The sequence below is a fragment of the Prevotella sp. khp7 genome, assembly GCF_900109055.1.
In the GTDB taxonomy this organism is placed as follows: Bacteria; Bacteroidota; Bacteroidia; order Bacteroidales; family Bacteroidaceae; genus Prevotella.
The window spans coordinates 629,714-646,887 of sequence record NZ_FOIV01000003.1 but is presented as its reverse complement, the minus strand read 5'-3'; the positions used below and the strand labels follow the sequence as shown (position 1 = coordinate 646,887).

The following is a 17,174-nucleotide window of genomic DNA, read 5'->3' as shown; positions in this document are numbered from 1 at the left end:
GAAATACCAAATTAATTTTGATTTATTTATATTAGAATGGTAGTCCAACTGCGAAATGAAATGCCAGATCGCGCCCCATTCTGGGGTGAATCAGCGGGTAATGTGCCTCTTCCTCTGTCTCATAAGCTGGATTGATGGCCTTCATACCAAGGTCGAATCTTAATATAAAGTAATCGAAATTCAGTCTCAGTCCCATACCATAGCTTACCGCCAAATCGTTCACAAGTCCTCGTAAGGTAAACTGCCCTTCTGGCTGTTCATCGTATTTGCGCAATGTCCAGATGTTACCCGCATCTGCAAACAAAGCGCCATAGAATTTCCAGAACAGATGGGTGCGGTATTCCAAATTCAAATCAAACTTCATATCACCCGTTTGTGTAATGAAGTTTATCCTACCATCCTTATCCTTATACCGTCCTGGGCCCAAACTTCTCACAGTCCATCCTCTTACACTGTTGGCACCTCCTGAGAAGTAGCGTTTCTCAAAAGGCAGTACCTGGCTATTACCATAGGGATAGGCAATGCCAAATCCCAAATGGAATATCAACTGATCCTGCTTACCTCCCAATAACTGTCGTGTAAAATCAAAGTCGGCCTTCACATATTGGGCATAGGCGATATTGAACACACGATATTGTCCCAAATAGTTCTTCTCGGCTCTAAAACTATGGGCACACAAATCCAACAAATTACCAGCAGACTCTACATGTGTCTTCAGTGCCAGTCGCCCATTGTTATAACTATAACCAAAGCCCATGCGCATGATAAACAGGTTCTCATAGTTATAGCGCAGGATTGCGTTCGAGTTCGACTCGTTTTCAAGATATTCCCTCCTGAAAGTCTGACTCACCCAAGGCATAAACACATAGTTTAAATCCACTAGGTCTAAACTATAGCTGTCACGGTGTTTCTGAGGTTTCCACTGGTAATGGAATCCTGTAGAGAGCACCCTTCGGTGGAACTCTGGGCGATCCTGCGAGTCATACAATAGCGACACCTCACTAGTGGCCGTGATTCTACGCCTCACATCACTATTCAGAAAAGGAAACAAAAATCGTGGAAAAGACAATCTACTCTCCACACTATATTCTATATAGTCCTGGTTGCGATAGCCCTCCAAGCCCTTGATAGCCTCATAGGCACCGCGTAATTGCACACTGAAGGTCTCCGAACCCCTGAACAAGTTACGGTTTTGATAGGTCAGTGAGGCTGCGGCACCGAAATCGCCTGCCGTGTTGGTACCCTCTGGTTGGAAACTGATTGTCGAGGGTTTGTTCGTCTGTACCTGTATGGTTGCGTCAAGCAGCGCGGTATCAGCCACCTGCTCAAAACTAATATTGGTATATCTCACAGCTCCCAATCGTCCAAAATGGTTATAAGTATTTTGCAAATCCGATGCAGAGTAGAGGCTGCCAGGTTTCAGGAATGTGTTCTCTTCGAGCACTCGCAGCCTTAAATGTATGGCAGAATCGCCCTGCGCTCCACTGACATAGTTGAGATTACGAATGCGGTACTGGCTATGCAGCGTGTCACGCCCCTCATCTATCTGATAAGGATGTAGTACCTTTGCCAGTGCTACATGGTGCAGGTTCTCATTTTTTCTTGCCTTATAACTCACATACTCCTTATGAAACCTGAAATAGCCTCTGTCCTGCAAGAACGATGATACATCTGAGCGCTCTTGTGCCATCGTCTCTACGTTAAACTGCATACCCTCGCTCAACAGCGACTTACGTTCTTTCAACAGCCTCTCAATCGTAGAGTCCTGAATATCGGTTTCAAGCGGAGTTATGTAATAAGGTTTCCCTGGGTGAAGAACATAGATAGCGTCAATTTTCTTTTTCTTCTTTTGGTCTACAAACAACTCCACCTGAGCATCCAAATAGCCTTTGTTCCGCATCGCCTGCTGTAGGTCATCGCACGTCTGTCTGGCTAACAGAGTATCGTAAATTACAGGTGCTTCGCCCATCTGTCGGAGCGTACGTCCTACCCAAGAACTATCTTTACCCGCCAACGCATACACGCCCAAAGGTATCTTCATCGACAAAAACCAACGAGCGTTTTCCTTCTGCCTCACGTAATTCTTCAGTTGTGAGGTACTAATGTCCTTATATTTCCTATCAGAAACGACCTTTACCTTGTCAAGTATCAATTCATTATCATCAAGATTATGCGTAACTGAGCAGCTGCACAACAATAGCACAACCACCATAGATATTATCACTCCCGTTTTCTTATTCCGAATCTTCAATTCTCATTAATTTGGGGCCAAAATTACAAAAAAACTCTTAATTCTCAATTCTTAATTCTCAATTTCTTCGTATCTTTGCATCAGAATTAACGACTTTTTTTAAATGATCAGTAAAAATCAGTTTAAATTTATCCGACAGCTCGAGCAAAAGAAGTTTCGCCGCCGCGAAGGACTCTTCGTTGCCGAGGGCACTAAGGTTGTAGGTGATTTGCTACAGCGCCACCAGCCCCACTCCGTCTACGCCACAGCCGAGTGGATTAAGAATAACCCTACCACAGAGGCTACAGAAGTCAGCGACGACGAACTCCGCCGTCTAAGTTTCCAGCAGCATCCTCAACAGGTTCTCGCCCTCTTTCCTCTGCCACAAGGGCCTAAAGGGGTGATCCCCGAGACTGTTGCGAATCTCAGGTCGTTTACTACCGAAGGGATGCAAGAAGGGCTATCCCTTGCTCTTGATGGCATCCAAGACCCTGGCAATCTCGGCACTATCATCCGCATAGCCGACTGGTTTGGCATTTCTACCATCTACTGCTCCGACGATACTGTCGACGCCTACAACCCTAAGGTGGTTCAGGCCACCATGGGCAGTATTGCGCGCGTGAACATAATTTATATTGATCTTACCGCCCTGCTAAAGTCGCTTCCCCAAGACTTCCCTGTCTATGGAACCTTCCTAGACGGTGAGAATATCTATACACAAGAGCTCTCTAACCATGGTCTTATCATCATGGGTAACGAGGGTAACGGTATCTCTGGTGAGGTGCGCGCCTTGGTCAACCGAAGACTTTTAATACCAAATTTCCACAATGGTGACACTGTCGACAGTCTCAACGTAGCTATCGCCACTGCCATCACCTGCTCTGAGTTCCGCCGACGCCAATAAACGTAATCCACCTAATGCGCAGGCGTGTGTAAAGATGTAGTCCCCTTATCAGAATAGTGGTGAGGGGATTTTTCATTCAATCGATTGCACATCGTAAATCACAAAAAATCACACTTTTAGATAACAACATATTCATATCTTTACTACATTTGCCAACGCAAAACAAATGTTACAGATTTTCAATTAACTAAAAACTACAAAAAATGAAAAAGCTATTATGCAAGAGAAACGGCAATCTTCTTATTGCCACTGGCATGTTGCTCAGCATGACGCTGACGCAAAGTTGTTCTGACACGTTGGACCTTGACCTGCAACCACAACCACAGACCGAAAAGGCTGCGACACGAGGCACCAACAGTCTGCAACCCCTCAACGATGTAATGATGCAGGCATTCTACTGGAATGTGCCTGTAGACGAAGCTGGTAGAAACGGTTCCTGGTGGAACACCCTTCGGTCTAAGGCCTCTGAGATGAAATCAAGTGGCATCACCGCCATCTGGACACCAGTGCCCTCTAAAGGCAACTGGGGTATCACTGACAACGGTTATGGTATCTACGACCATTACGACCTGGGTAACTACTATCAGAAAGGTACCACAGAAACGCGTTTTGGTAGTCGTGCCGAACTGGAGTCGATGATCAGTACCATGCACCAGTCGCCCAAGATCAGTGTCTACTCCGATGTGGTACTCAACCACGTCTATTCTTCCGATGAGAATGAGGAAGTGAACCCTGCCGTAAAGGCTTATGTGTTCGGTGAGGCTCATGGCGAGCAGAACAAGCCCTACCCTGCCAATGAGATTCGCTGGGTCATCCCAAATGCAGCGACAGGCGATTACTACATTCAAATCAAGGGATATGGACTGCCTTGGAATGAATCCTCTACTCAGCGCGGCTACGACCTCATGATTCGCTGGGACAACAGCAACATCTCGTCTTCTTACAATTGGGAGTATGAGCCCAACAACGGCAACGGCAGCTTCAACAACTTCCCGGGTTCTGGCCGTATCATCCGCGGACACATGGAAAATCATTCTGATATCGACGAGTACAAGATTCATGTATCGTCTAAGCACGACATAGAGATTCGTCTCTCTGCCAAGCGTGAGGATGGCAGCAACTGGGTTGACGCAGGCTCTATGCTTGGCTACTATCCCGTGGCTGTATGGTATAACGGCACCAACTTGGCCAACACCACCCTACAGGCTCGTACCAATACCAACATCACCTACGTGAACCATACTGGTAGTGGTGAACCTAACTATTCATGGAACTACAGTCATTTCCATCCGTCCGACGCTAACGACTGGCTTGGCGATTATGGATCAGATGAGATTATCACGAACACCAAGTTCTTCGGTAACGACTATAACACCTACAACAGCACAGTACAGACCCGTCTGAACAACTGGGGTAAGTGGCTGGTGAACAAGATTCATTTCGATGGTTTCCGTCTTGACTTCGTTCGCGGCTTCCAAGAGTCATTCGTTGCCAACTGGGTGAACGGCCTTCCGCATGTCGACGGTGCACAGCCATTCATCGTAGGCGAATACTGGGGTGCCGACTACCGTATCAAAAATTGGGTTAACACAGTAGCCTCTTACGGCGCTCAAGTTAACGGATTCGACTTCCCACTGAAGAGCACGCTCACAGAGATGTGTAATGGCAATGGAAACTCATTCAACATGTCATGGTTGAATCATGCCGGCATGGTACGCAACAGCGGCGGTAACGCGCTCCCAGGCACCTCGGTTGTGACCTTCCTCGACAACCACGATACTGGTAAGGAGCACGACAAATGGGTTACTAAAGACCATCAATTGGGCTATGCCTACATTCTCACCCACGAAGGACGTCCTTGTCTGTTCTATCCTCACTTCTTCGGCGTGACACAGGTGGATGCCGACCACTCCAACTACACCACAACCGCTCCTTCTACACTGAAAAACAAGTTGAAGAAGCTCATTGAAATACGTAAGAAGTATCTTGGTGGTGTTATAACAGTGCTCAGCGAAACGGGAAATCCATACCCATCAAGCAACTGCCAGAATCTGTATATCGCCCGTCGCCAGGGTAACGGCACCAAAGACGGCGCTATCATCGTACTGAACAACCACGACAGCAGTACTAAGGCCATGTGGGTAACGGTGAACGCCTCTGGCTTCAGCAATTGGGCTGGTAAGCGTTTGGTCAATGTCCTGAACACCTCACAGAAAGTCACTGTCGAGGCCGACGGCCGTGTAGAGCTCTCAGCTCCTTCACGTGGCTACAGCATATGGGTTAAAGAGAGTGATCTCTAAGTAATTAAGTAATAAAGAAAAAAGTGGTCAGGCTTTCATCGCTTGGCCACTTTATTTGTCTTATTCACTATAGGCTTTAACGCCGATAGTTTCCTGAGAGCCAATGGTCATCTGGCGCAAGTCGTAGTAGGAACCGTTGTAGATATTGAAGTCGACATTGCCCTTGATACCAGGAAGCCGTCCTGCATCGGTGTGCTGCCAGAACTTCCATGGACCTTGGTATTCAAGCGAATCGACGTAATAATGAGCTATCCAATAGGGATACTGATTAAAAATAGTATCGTTAAGATAACGGGTCTTAAATCTAAAATAGGTATAGATAATAGGTTTCACCTGATAGTAGCGTTCCACGATATCGAGCCACTCGAGCACAGACTGCTTAAACTGTTCGTCGGTCTGGCTCTTTGGTTTATGTTCAACGTCTAGAACAGGAGGCAGATCGCCATTTTCGAGTTTCACGGTGTTAATAAAATGCCAGGCCTGTTGTTCTGCAGGCGTGTGCACGCTATAAAAATGGTACGCGCCGCGCGTGAAACCATTTTCGCGAGCCTGATAGAAATTGTCTCGGAAGTTCTCGTCAGTCTGAGTGGCACCCTCAGTAGCCTTGATCATCACAAAACGAATGGGACATTTGTTGATGGAACCATTATCTTTAAGATCATCCCAATCGATACGGCCCTGATGGTGGGAGATGTCGATACCGTGAATCTCGTAGCCTTCAGGATAGCTCACGTCGCCATAGAGAGCACGCCATCGGAAGCCGAAGGGACCTACAAAAAAATAATAGAAAAACCACACATAGCCCGCAACAACCAAGCCAGCTCCAATCCACCATCCCCACGAAGGGACACGGCGCAACAAACGGACAAGGATGCTTGGCTTACGACGGCCTCGGGGGCCATGGTAAGTACGGGTAGTTCCAACTCCCTTTCTACGAACAACTCGGCGCTTTGGCATCAACGAAAAAGAAAAGGCACGAATTACACGAATTCACGCGAATAAAAAATAATTCGTGATAATTCGCGTAATTCGCGCCTAATAAATTAATTACTTACCCTGCTCAAGAGCGAGTGTACGGGTTGGCTGGTCGCAAACCTCTGTTGGACCCCAGTACTGGATTGGACCAGGATATACATAAGCGGTTTCACGAGCCCAACGATCACGCTGTGCAGCGAAGGTCTTGAAAGGAGCACCGTCGAGTTCAACGAGAGCCTTACGGATAACTGGCTTCATCTCACCAGCACGCTTCTCCATGTTCATCATCATGGTGATGGGCACACCACCAGCAATCCACTGCTCAGCAGGAGCTGTTGTGTTCTTAACGATAGCCATGTAACCAGTCTTGCCGTTAGCAATCAACTGGGCAGCTGATGTACCAAGAGCGTAGCAGTAGTCGGCATCGAAGTTAGAAGGAGCAGCGCAACGTCCCTCATAACCGAAGAAGTGGTGCTGAGCTGAGAACTTACCAGTGTACTTGCCTTCCTTCTTCATCTTTTCGAGCTTCTGAGCTACCATTGTAGAGAGCAGCTTCTCGGTCTCGATCAGTGATACCTGTACGTTTCCGTGTGGGTCACGATCCAGAGCCAGCTGACGGGCAACACCAGTAGGCAGGCTGTTGAATACAGCGAGGTTCTCGTCTGTCAGGTGAGCCTTTACGAAGTCAATCGACTCGTGACGATCCAGCTCCTTAGCCTCTGGCAAAGCCAGTACGTCGTTCAGCTGAGCAATCAGCTTCTTGATAGCAGGAATGAACTCGATAACACCCTCAGGAATGATAACGGTACCGAAGTTGTTACCATCAGCAGCACGCTGGCAAACAGCGTTAGCGATGTATGTAACGATATCGTCGAGGCTCATACCCTTCTGCTCGATCTCCTCAGAAACGAGGCAGATGTTTGGCTGAGTCTGCAGAGCGCACTCCAGAGCGATGTGAGATGCTGAGCGACCCATTACCTTAATGAAGTGCCAGTACTTACGTGCAGAGTTACAGTCACGCTCAATGTTACCAATCAGCTCAGAGTATGTTTTACAAGCTGTGTCGAAACCGAAGCTAGTCTCAATCTGATCGTTCTTCAGGTCACCGTCGATAGTCTTAGGACAACCGATTACCTGTACGCCGTAGTTCTTGGCAGCATAGTACTCAGCCAGTACACAAGCGTTGGTGTTAGAGTCGTCACCACCGATAATAACGATAGCCTTGATGTTCAGCTCGCGGATAATCTCGAGACCCTTCTCGAACTGATCAACCTTCTCGAGCTTGGTACGACCAGAACCGATCATATCGAAACCACCAGTGTTACGATACTCGTCGATAATGTCGGCAGTGAGTTCCATATAGTTGTGATCTACCAGACCGCCAGGACCCAGAATGAAACCGAAGAGACGGTTCTCGGGGTTCAGCTTCTTAATCTGATCGAAGAGACCAGTAATCACATTGTGACCGCCAGGAGCCTGACCGCCTGAAAGGATGATACCTACGTTCATCTTGGTGTTGTTAGCCTCGGTAGCGGGCTCGAACTCTACGATAGGCATACCGTAGGTGTTGGGGAAGAGCTTCTTGATTTCCTCCTGGTCGCCTACACTCTGAGTGGGCTGACCTTCCTTAACCTTAACAGCACCCTGAAGCGCCTTGGGGAGCTTTGGCTGATAAGCGGCTCTGGCGAGCTGCAATGCACTTTTTTCCATAATCTTATTACTACTTTATAAAATGAATAATATCGTTTCTGAGCCGCAAAATTAGTGATTTTTTGTAAGAAATACGAAAGAAAAGATAGGTAAAATACACTTTTTAATATTTTTTGGGACGGAAAGCATTGCTATCTCAGAAAATATTCCTATCTTTGCTTACTGAATATAACAAAATAGACCAAAAAGGAGGATTATTTTATGGCAAACAAAAGACATTTGAAGAAGAACATCAACATGGTATGCATGAATCTATTTGCAGAGTGTATGGCCGTTTCATTGTACGATTCGGACGAGAAGAAAAGGAAAAACGTGGAGAACCAGTTTGATACCATCATAAAACTCCAGGATCATTACTGCAGACGCATTTCACACCCCGAACCCGGCATGAAAGCGAAGGACTATTATAACGACCTGATCGATAAGTTTACTGAGCAGGCCAATGAAATTATTGACATCATCAACTCATAACGGCACATGTGGAAACAATTCTGTAACTGGTTACTATATAAGCGCTGGGGGTGGACTGCAGAGATAACTCAGGACCACCCCGATAAGTTTATTATTTGTCTGGCTCCCCACACTAGCAACTGGGATTTCGTGCTCGGACAGTTGTATAGTGGTGCCATAGGCATGAAGATCAATTTTCTGATGAAGAAGGAGTGGTTCTTCTGGCCTCTGGGCTCTGTCTTCAAGTGGTTGGGAGGCATACCCGTTCACCGACAGAAACACACCAGCATGACCGATGCGATGGCAGAGGCAGCGAAGGAAGCCAACACATTCCGTCTATGCATCACGCCAGAAGGCACACGAGCCAGACGGGAAGAGTGGAAAAAAGGCTTTTATTTCATAGGTATGAAGGCCCAACTTCCTATTTTGCTCTATGGCATAGACTACGAGAAGAAACTTATCAAATGTACGAAGACTATCATCCCTATGGGTGATCTGGACACTGATATGCGTGACATTAAACTTTATTTCAAGGACTTCAAAGGCAAGAAGCCCGAAAACTTTACGATTGGAGAACTATAACCATGAAAAAAACGCTCACCATAGTTCTGACCCTGATGTTGCTGCTTACTGCCCACACAGTGTTGGCTGCCAGAAGAAGAGTGGTGAAACCTATAGATCCGCAGAAAGAACTGAAAGATAAGCTGAACCGCTACTTCATCAGCTACAGCGTGAGTTCACAGAAACTCCGCAACCGCAGCAAGTTGACGACACTCAGCATCAGCGACTCGCTACGCACGATAGACATCAGCGCTGACACACATTTCGGTGAGCAGGTGTTTACTCCGGAGACAGTGAGCGAGATATACGACGCTGTAAGGGCACTGCTGCCCGACAGCATTATCGGCTACCAGATGAGTATCAAGACGGGCGGATGGACGCTGGAGCAGCTGGTTCCCAACAGGTTAAGACTGACCGAGGATAAAACACGCACCTGGGGCGACATCGATTATAAAGGAAGGCCTTGGGTGAGCAACGTATCACTCCCATATACCATCAGCAATGGACTGAACAATCGCCATCTATGCGTCTGGGCCAGTCATGGAAGCTATTTCCATACGAGAGACAGCGTATGGAAATGGCAGCGTCCCGCACTCTTCGGAACCCGCGAGGACCTGTTCACCCAGACCATCGTGGTGCCCTACCTCATACCGATGTTGGAGAAGGCCGGGGCGGTGGTGTTCACGCCAAGGGAGCGCGACTGGCAGCGAAACGAGTTCATCGTTGACAACGACACGCCTGAGAGTGGCTATCAGGAGACACGCGGGCAGCACCGCTGGCATCATGCCGACTCTGCAGGCTTTGCCTTCCACCCTGGAGTATATGTTGATCACGAAAACCCCTTCGAGCAAGGCACATCAAGACAAACCGAGGTTACCAACAATCCAGAAAGCGAAAGTACCATTATCTGGCGACCTGCCATCACCGAGGCAGGACGCTATGCTGTATATGTAAGCTATCAGACGGTAGAGAATAGCATAGACGATGCACACTACACTGTGTGGCACCAAGGCGTATCTACAGAATTTAGAGTAAATCAGCAGATGGGCGGACGCACTTGGGTGTATTTGGGAACATTCGATTTCGATGCGGGCAGTAGTGCACGCAACTGTGTAATACTGTCGAACCAAAGCCGTCATCACCATGGTGTTGTAACTGCCGACGCTGTGCGTTTCGGCGGAGGAATGGGTAACATACGAAGAGGTTACACCACCAGCGGACTGCCTCGAGCATTGGAAGGCTCTCGCTACTATGCGCAATGGGCAGGTATGCCCTACTCTGTCTATTCCACAAAGAACGGTGAAGACGATTATGGCGACGACATCAATGCACGCAGCTACATGGCCAACCTGCTGGGCGGCGGCTCCGTATACATGCCAGATACTACAGGAAGGGGTGTCCCTTTAGAATTATCGTTGGCCATTCACAGCGATGCAGGCTACACGCGTGATGGACAAACGCATACAGGTACACTATCTATATGTACCACCTACCTGAACGACAGCATCCTGTATTCAGGACTCTCCAGACTGGTGTCACGCGACTTGGCAGACGAACTACTGATATCAGTATCAAACGATATGGCAAAGCACTATGGCAGTTGGCCGACACGCGAACTCTATGACCGCAACTACTCAGAGAGTCGCTGTCCAGGCATACCCAGCGCCATATTGGAGACCATGTCACACCAGAACTTTTGGGATATGCGTTATGGACAGGATCCCAACTTCCGCTTCGATATGGCGAGAAGTATCTATAAGGCCATATTGCGTTATGTAAGTCGCATGCACCATACGAGATATGTAGTGTCACCATTGGCTCCGACACACATCAGGGCCGAGTTGACGGGAACAGGACAGGTAAAGGTAAGTTGGAAGAGCACTAAAGATGCCGACGAATCTACAGCAGAACCTACAGGCTACATCGTCTATACAGCCATCGGCAAAAACGGATTCGACAATGGCACATATGTAAAAGGGAAGAACACTAGTCTGACAATAGACATTGAGCCAGAGTTACTATACTCATTCAAGGTGACTGCCGTGAACGACGGCGGCGAAAGTTTCCCCACAGAGGTGGTATCGGCCTATGAAAGCCCTGGCGCTCAGAAAACGATACTCATCGTAAACGGATTCCATCGTTTGGCCTCGCCCGCTGTGAGGAACAATAGTGCAGAACAAGGCTTCGACCTGGAAATGGATGCAGGTGTCACATATGGACGTACGGCAGGATGGTTGGGCTATCAGATTAGCTTCGACAAGACACAGATGGGCAAGGAAACACGCAGTGGATTGGGATTTACCAACGACTCGCTGATGGGGCAGTTCATTGCGGGAAACGACTTCAATTATGTGCGTACACACGCAGAGGCCATCGCAACGGCAAAACGCTATAACATTGCAAGTTGTTCGAGCGAGGCTTTGGAAACTAACGATATCCACCCCACACAATATCAGATGATGGACCTGATATTGGGATTGGAGAAAAATGACGGATGGGCACTCCGCCAATATCAGGCATTCTCGCCCATGATGCGACAGCACCTGAAATTATTCACCTCACGAGGAGGCGCATTGTTAGTGAGCGGTTCGTACATCGGCTCAGACATGAACATGCCCGCTGAGAGACGCTATTTGGAAGATATACTAAAAATCAGCTACGAGGGTGTGAACACCGACAGTCTACGGCGCGACACCATTGAAGGATTGGGTAAGACTTTCGAATTCTATAGACATTTGAACGAGACCCATTACGCCGCTACCCACCCCGAAGTGCTGCAACCCGTAGCTCCCGCCTACCCCGCCATGGTCTATGCCGATGGCTACAGTGCCAGCGTGGCCTACGACGGCAAGGACTATAAAGCCATGACTATGGGATTCCCCTTCGAATGCATCAAGGACGAGCAGAAACGTTGCTCACTGATGAGGGGTATATTGAGATTCTTATTACAAACCAATTAAAATATTATACAATTATGAAGATTCAAACCAATTCATCAGGAACAAGGAGCATGGACATTACTGACCAGCACCTACAGACAATCGAAAAGTATCAACTTTTCCGTGACCTTATCGACAGTAACGGCTATGTAGACGAGCAGGTTCTCGACAAACTGAAGTTGAACATCCGTTCACTGCTTTCAGGCGATGCAGGCAAGGATAAAGATCTGCTTGACCTGTGTCTCGACGTTATCTACCACGCTAACATGAAGGCTTTCGGCCTACAGCAGCTGGTAATGCTCTACATTAACTGGAAAACCCAGGCCAACCACAATCTGGGGATGACCGTTAAGATTTTCCAGGGACTGCCGTTTAATTAATGGGTTAAATGGTAAAAATAAAAAGCTAAAAAAGAAAATTGGAGTATAGACTGACAGACTTTCTGCCAACTACCAAGAAGGAGTTGGAACTAAGAGGATGGGATTACGTTGACGTAATCCTGTTCTCGGCTGATGCTTATGTAGATCACCCTTCGTTTGGTGCCGCCGTGATTGGTCGCACACTCGAGGCCGCGGGTTTCCGTGTGGCCATCGTGCCACAGCCCGACTGGCATGGCGATTATCGCGATTTTAAGAAGTTAGGCCGCCCACGCCTGTTTTTCGGTGTGGCCCCAGGCTGCATGGACTCGATGGTAAACAAGTACACCGCCGCTCGCCGTTTGCGCTCAGAGGATGCTTACAGCCCCGATGGCCGCCATGACATGCGCCCTGAGTACCCCACCATCGTATATGCCAAAATCCTGAAGGAGCTTTATCCCGATGTACCCGTAGTACTGGGTGGTATCGAAGCCTCGCTGCGCCGCGTGAGTCATTACGACTACTGGAGCGACAGCCTCAAGAAGTGCCTGCTTTGCTACTCGCCTGCCGATATGATTACCTACGGCATGGGCGAAAAAGTTACGATCGAACTGGCACGCCGACTCGCTGCCGGCGAACAGATACGCGACATTCGCGACCTACCGCAAACCGTATATCTCTCGCGTAAGGAGGATATCATCGGTGGCATTACCGACCGCGACATCGTGCTGCACTCACACGAGGAATGCCTGAAAAACAAGAAGGCCCAGGCCGAGAACTTCAAGAACGTCGAAGAGCAGTCGAACATGATGCACGCCCAGCGCTTGCTGCAGGGTGTCGACGGGCGTTACGTGGTTATCAATCCTCCCTTCCCGCCAATGACTACCGAAGAGCTCGATGCCTCGTTCGATCTGCCTTACACGCGCCAGCCACACCCCAAATATAAGGGCAAGCGCATTCCTGCTTACGAGATGATTAAGTTCTCGGTAAACATCCATCGCGGCTGTTTTGGCGGCTGTGCATTCTGTACTATTTCGGCCCACCAGGGCAAATTCATCACCTGCCGATCGAAAGAGAGTATCCTGCGCGAGGTAAAACAAGTCATCGAGATGCCCGACTTTAAGGGTAACCTCAGCGACCTAGGTGGCCCGTCGGCCAACATGTACGGCATGAGTGGACGCAATAAGAACGCCTGCGAAAAGTGCCGTCGCCCATCATGTATCCATCCACAGATATGTCCTAACCTCAATACCGATCACTCTAAGCTGATTGATATCTACCGCTCTGTCGATGCCCTTCCAGGCATCAAACACAGCTATATCGGTAGCGGTGTTCGTTATGATTTACTATTACATCGTAGCAAGGACGAGGCCAGCAATAAGGCTGCTATGGAGTACACCCGTGAGCTGATTACCCGTCATGTTTCGGGTCGACTCAAGGTAGCTCCCGAGCACACCAGCGATCGTGTACTCTACCTCATGCGCAAGCCCTCGTTCCAACAATTCTACGAGTTCAAGCGAATCTTCGATAAGATTAATCGCGAGGAGGGTCTTCGCCAGCAAATCATTCCCTACTTCATCTCCAGCCACCCAGGCTGTCAGGAAGAGGATATGGCCGAACTGGCAGTGATTACCAAGAACCTCGATTTCCATCTCGAGCAGGTACAGGATTTTACTCCCACGCCACTCACCAACGCCACCGAAACGTGGTACACAGGCTACGATCCTTATACGCTGCAGCCAGTGTTCAGCGCCAAAACGCCAAAGGAGAAGTTGGCCCAACGCCAGTTCTTCTTCTGGTACAAACCCGAAGAGCGCCGTGGCATCGAGCAGTCGTTGCGCCGCATCGGTCGCCCCGACTTGATTGCCAAACTGTATAGCGGCATGCCCCCACAAAGCGGTTATCGCCCTGCAGGCGGAGGCCCCAAGGCCCCTGGCAGCGGCAAACCATCAGGGTATGGCAGCAGTAAGCCATCAGCTTACGGCAAGCCTAAATCTTATAACCCAAATTTTAAAAATGAAAATTCTCGAGCAAAGCATCATAGCGAAAAGCCCCAACAAGAAAAGCGAGGACGGAATCGTCGTAACTTCTGATTTTATCGCCGTTATCGACGGCAGCACCTCAAAAACCAAGCGTCGCCATTGCCCTCTTATGACCAATGGCCGTTATGCCATGCTGCTCATCAGTCGTTATATCCGCAAAATGCCAGCCAACACCAGCAGCCATCAGTTCTGTGTAGGTGTTACCCGTGCGTTGCGCCGCCATTACTGGCTCCGTTTCCCCGTTGAGCGCATGCAGCAACATCCCGAAGAACGGCTCTGTGCTTCGGCCATCATCTTCAGCCGTATGAGAAGAGAAATCTGGCTGGTTGGCGATTGCCACTGTCTTATAAACGGAATATATCACGACAATCCCAAGCCTTACGAGCAGAATCTAGCCGAGATAAGAGCCAGGAAGGTTAGGGAACTGCTGATGCAGGGCATGACACAGGATGAGTTGAGAAAGTCCCTCGACCCTGCCCGCGAAGTGATTATACCCACCATGCTCGAGGTGATGAAGAATCAGAACAAAACATATGCCGTTATCGATGGGTTCCCTATCCCAGAAACAAAGGTGTCCATCATCCTGCTCGATTTCCAACCATGGGAGATTGTGCTAGCCAGTGATGGTTATCCAAAGCTTGGCAAGACCTTAGAGGAGACTGAGTCGATGCTTGACAAACAAAGAAAAAATGACCCGCTGAATATTGGAGAGTTTAAGGCTACAAAGGCATTCATTGAAGGCAACAATTCTTTCGATGATCGCTCATATATAAGATTTACAGTCTGAAAAAATGCAATAAAAGCCCGAAAATTTGGAAGTTTGCAAAAATATATGTACCTTTGCAGCCGATTTCAGCAGAAATCACCTTTTTAAGGTCGGTTCCGTAGCTCAGCTGGATAGAGCAACTGCCTTCTAAGCAGTAGGTCTTGGGTTCGAGTCCCAACGGGATCACCATCACGATTTCCCCGCTTAATGATACGAGCGGGGATTTTTTATACCCTGCTCTAACCAAAGGAATGTCATCTATGAGTCGTCGGGATATCGTCTGTAGGTCGTTCAGATAGTCTCCACGCCCCATGGAGACGTCACCTATACCCCTATGGAGATTATCTCCGTCACCCGTGGATCCTATCTGCGTGACTCGTGGAGACTGTCTCCGTCAACCATGGGGGGCATTCCTTTCAGGCTCGCTAGCCTTATTGCGATGGTAAAGGTACGACTATCCCGAAAACAATTGGCGGGTTATGGCGCGTTAGCGGGGAAAAAAGTTCTCCCCATAGAGCACCCCTCATACTATAGCCCTCCCTCTTATAGAGGGGAGGGCATGTATAGAGGGGGGTAGCTCTTATCAGGGGGGATATGTTCTGTTGGCTAACCTTCGGCCTAGTCAACCGAGGAAGGCCCGGCATCGTAATGACACCGGGCCTTTTCTATTTGAATATCACTTTGCTGCGGCAACACTCTGTGCCATCATCCTTACAGATGCGAACGCAATATTCAAGTTCGCCAGTCTGCTCACGATAGAAACTAAGATGATCGCCCTGATGAGCCTCAGCCACATAAGCAATTTCGAAACGTTTGATCTGATGTTCACGGTACCATTCGAGATTCCAAAGGTCGAGAACATGCTCAATATACTTAACCGAGTTGATATGTCCATTGATATCGACATCATTATACTGGGTCTCAATGGTACGGACAAAAGCAGCATCATCGGTCATCTTGACGCGCCCGCCTTTATCTATAGGGCATTCTTTCTCGCTCTCGATCCAATTGTTGATAGCACCATTATCGATGGTGAAAATATCGGTAGGCTGACGACTCTCTGTATCAATCATGGCCCAGATAGAACGTCCATAGCCGTACACCTTACCATCGTCACCAATCACACGGAAATTACGTGAGGTAAAGAAACGCATGGCATTCTCAACCCACGTCTCAACATTGAATTTTGTGTACATCCATGGCATCTCATCCATCTCTATAGCCAAACGCGAAAGCACCCATGAGCGCTGAATAGTCATCAGATAATTCATGCCAAAACCACGAGCTGAAGAATGGAAATCGGCGGCATTAAGCATGTGATTTCCCAGATGGCCCATAAAGAGCCGCTGCGAGAAGTCGCAGTGAAACGGCTCAGCCATGAACTCGTATCTTCCGACTTTATCCATTGCCTTCCCTTTCTTCTAAGAACTCACTAACCTGCTCTTGCATACCACGAGTAACGGCAATACGACCGGAACGGGTATACTGAAGCACGCATCCAAAGGTGTCGAGGGCGCGGTATAATGAGATAATATCCTCTGTAACACCATGCATCTGAACAATGACGTATGTGGGGTTTACCTCAATGATATTGGCCTGGAAACGACGGATGGTGCGCGAGATTTCCGGGTTCTCCATCACCATAGGCGTAGAGAGTTTATAGAGGCCCGACTCACGGATGAAAAGCTGTTCATCAGTGAAATAGTTGGCCTTCACCACATCAATCTTCTTTTCTATCTGGCGTACGATTTTCTGTATCTGGTCTTCATCGCTCCATGCAGTAATCGTGTATTTATGGACACCAGGGATACTGGAGGCTGATACATTCAGACTCTCAATATTTACCTGACGACGAGTAAACACTGCCGTTACCTGGTTCAGAATACCAGCAATATTCTCAGAATATACTAACAGGGTATATAGTTTCTTCTCTTCCATGAT

13 protein-coding genes and 1 tRNA gene are annotated in these 17,174 nt (G+C 48.3%); 9 read left to right on the top strand and 5 right to left on the bottom strand.

Translation table 11 applies throughout. The features are described 5' to 3' along the window. Nucleotides 1–31: 31 nt before the first annotated feature. Nucleotides 32–2,212 carry a translocation and assembly module lipoprotein TamL gene (locus BMX82_RS09705; protein ID WP_091768608.1) on the bottom strand — a complete coding sequence of 727 codons (2,181 nt, stop codon included), beginning with the start codon at nucleotides 2,210–2,212 and terminating at the stop codon, nucleotides 32–34. 142 nt (nucleotides 2,213–2,354) lie between these two features. Between BMX82_RS09705 and BMX82_RS09700 the strand changes: the two genes are divergently transcribed. After that, nucleotides 2,355–3,134, top strand: coding sequence for an RNA methyltransferase (locus tag BMX82_RS09700; RefSeq protein WP_091768351.1), 780 nt, complete (start codon nucleotides 2,355–2,357; stop codon nucleotides 3,132–3,134). 203 nt (nucleotides 3,135–3,337) lie between these two features. Next, entirely contained in the window at nucleotides 3,338–5,434 is a 2,097-nt protein-coding gene (locus BMX82_RS09695) for an alpha-amylase domain-containing protein (protein WP_051949720.1), read from the top strand. A 60-nt stretch (nucleotides 5,435–5,494) separates the two neighbouring features. Here the strand turns inward: BMX82_RS09695 and BMX82_RS09690 are convergent, their stop codons facing one another. Then, a complete protein-coding gene (locus BMX82_RS09690; RefSeq protein WP_036911114.1) occupies nucleotides 5,495–6,391 on the bottom strand; it encodes a glycoside hydrolase family 25 protein in 897 nt (298 codons plus the stop codon). A 90-nt stretch (nucleotides 6,392–6,481) separates the two neighbouring features. Next, entirely contained in the window at nucleotides 6,482–8,119 is a 1,638-nt protein-coding gene (locus BMX82_RS09685) for a diphosphate--fructose-6-phosphate 1-phosphotransferase (RefSeq protein ID WP_036911117.1), read from the bottom strand. Between the two features lie 201 nt (nucleotides 8,120–8,320). Between BMX82_RS09685 and BMX82_RS09680 the strand changes: the two genes are divergently transcribed. From BMX82_RS09680 to BMX82_RS09650, 7 genes are all read left to right on the top strand, one after another. Next, nucleotides 8,321–8,590, top strand: a complete 270-nt coding sequence (locus BMX82_RS09680; protein ID WP_036911120.1) for a hypothetical protein — start codon at nucleotides 8,321–8,323, stop codon at nucleotides 8,588–8,590. A gap of 6 nt (nucleotides 8,591–8,596) precedes the next feature. Continuing rightward, nucleotides 8,597–9,151 (top strand): 1-acyl-sn-glycerol-3-phosphate acyltransferase, encoded by a 555-nt coding sequence (locus BMX82_RS09675; RefSeq protein ID WP_091768348.1) that lies wholly within the window; start codon nucleotides 8,597–8,599, stop codon nucleotides 9,149–9,151. 2 nt (nucleotides 9,152–9,153) lie between these two features. Continuing rightward, nucleotides 9,154–12,090: a golvesin C-terminal-like domain-containing protein gene (locus tag BMX82_RS09670; protein WP_091768345.1), complete on the top strand. Its 2,937-nt coding sequence runs from the start codon at nucleotides 9,154–9,156 to the stop codon at nucleotides 12,088–12,090. Nucleotides 12,091–12,101: 11 nt separating this feature from the next. Next, nucleotides 12,102–12,449, top strand: a complete 348-nt coding sequence (locus BMX82_RS09665; protein WP_177172081.1) for a hypothetical protein — start codon at nucleotides 12,102–12,104, stop codon at nucleotides 12,447–12,449. Between the two features lie 38 nt (nucleotides 12,450–12,487). Beyond that, nucleotides 12,488–14,518: a YgiQ family radical SAM protein gene (locus BMX82_RS09660; protein WP_036911125.1), complete on the top strand. Its 2,031-nt coding sequence runs from the start codon at nucleotides 12,488–12,490 to the stop codon at nucleotides 14,516–14,518. Continuing rightward, on the top strand, nucleotides 14,442–15,254 hold the full coding sequence (locus BMX82_RS09655; protein ID WP_036911128.1) for a hypothetical protein: 813 nt from the start codon (nucleotides 14,442–14,444) through the stop codon (nucleotides 15,252–15,254). Before BMX82_RS09660 ends, BMX82_RS09655 begins: the two co-directional genes overlap by 77 nt. Before the next feature lie 91 nt (nucleotides 15,255–15,345). Further along, nucleotides 15,346–15,422, top strand: a tRNA-Arg gene (locus BMX82_RS09650). 476 nt (nucleotides 15,423–15,898) lie between these two features. Here the strand turns inward: BMX82_RS09650 and BMX82_RS09645 are convergent. Beyond that, entirely contained in the window at nucleotides 15,899–16,639 is a 741-nt protein-coding gene (locus tag BMX82_RS09645) for an acyl-[acyl-carrier-protein] thioesterase (RefSeq protein WP_036911131.1), read from the bottom strand. Further along, nucleotides 16,632–17,174, bottom strand: a complete 543-nt coding sequence (gene ilvN / locus BMX82_RS09640) for an acetolactate synthase small subunit (RefSeq protein WP_036911244.1) — start codon at nucleotides 17,172–17,174, stop codon at nucleotides 16,632–16,634. The genes BMX82_RS09645 and ilvN overlap by 8 nt, the downstream gene beginning before the upstream one ends.

Bases quoted from the DNA above. Each gene is read 5' to 3' on its own strand.
- BMX82_RS09655 (WP_036911128.1), top strand. From the start codon at position 14,442: ATGAAAATTCTCGAGCAAAGCATCATAGCGAAAAGCCCCAACAAGAAA.
- BMX82_RS09675 (WP_091768348.1), top strand. From the start codon at position 8,597: ATGTGGAAACAATTCTGTAACTGGTTACTATATAAGCGCTGGGGGTGG.
- BMX82_RS09690 (WP_036911114.1), bottom strand. From the start codon at position 6,391: ATGCCAAAGCGCCGAGTTGTTCGTAGAAAGGGAGTTGGAACTACCCGT.
- BMX82_RS09695 (WP_051949720.1), top strand. From the start codon at position 3,338: ATGAAAAAGCTATTATGCAAGAGAAACGGCAATCTTCTTATTGCCACT.
- BMX82_RS09645 (WP_036911131.1), bottom strand. From the start codon at position 16,639: ATGGATAAAGTCGGAAGATACGAGTTCATGGCTGAGCCGTTTCACTGC.
- BMX82_RS09705 (WP_091768608.1), bottom strand. From the start codon at position 2,212: ATGGTGGTTGTGCTATTGTTGTGCAGCTGCTCAGTTACGCATAATCTT.
- BMX82_RS09680 (WP_036911120.1), top strand. From the start codon at position 8,321: ATGGCAAACAAAAGACATTTGAAGAAGAACATCAACATGGTATGCATG.
- BMX82_RS09685 (WP_036911117.1), bottom strand. From the start codon at position 8,119: ATGGAAAAAAGTGCATTGCAGCTCGCCAGAGCCGCTTATCAGCCAAAG.
- BMX82_RS09670 (WP_091768345.1), top strand. From the start codon at position 9,154: ATGAAAAAAACGCTCACCATAGTTCTGACCCTGATGTTGCTGCTTACT.
- BMX82_RS09700 (WP_091768351.1), top strand. From the start codon at position 2,355: ATGATCAGTAAAAATCAGTTTAAATTTATCCGACAGCTCGAGCAAAAG.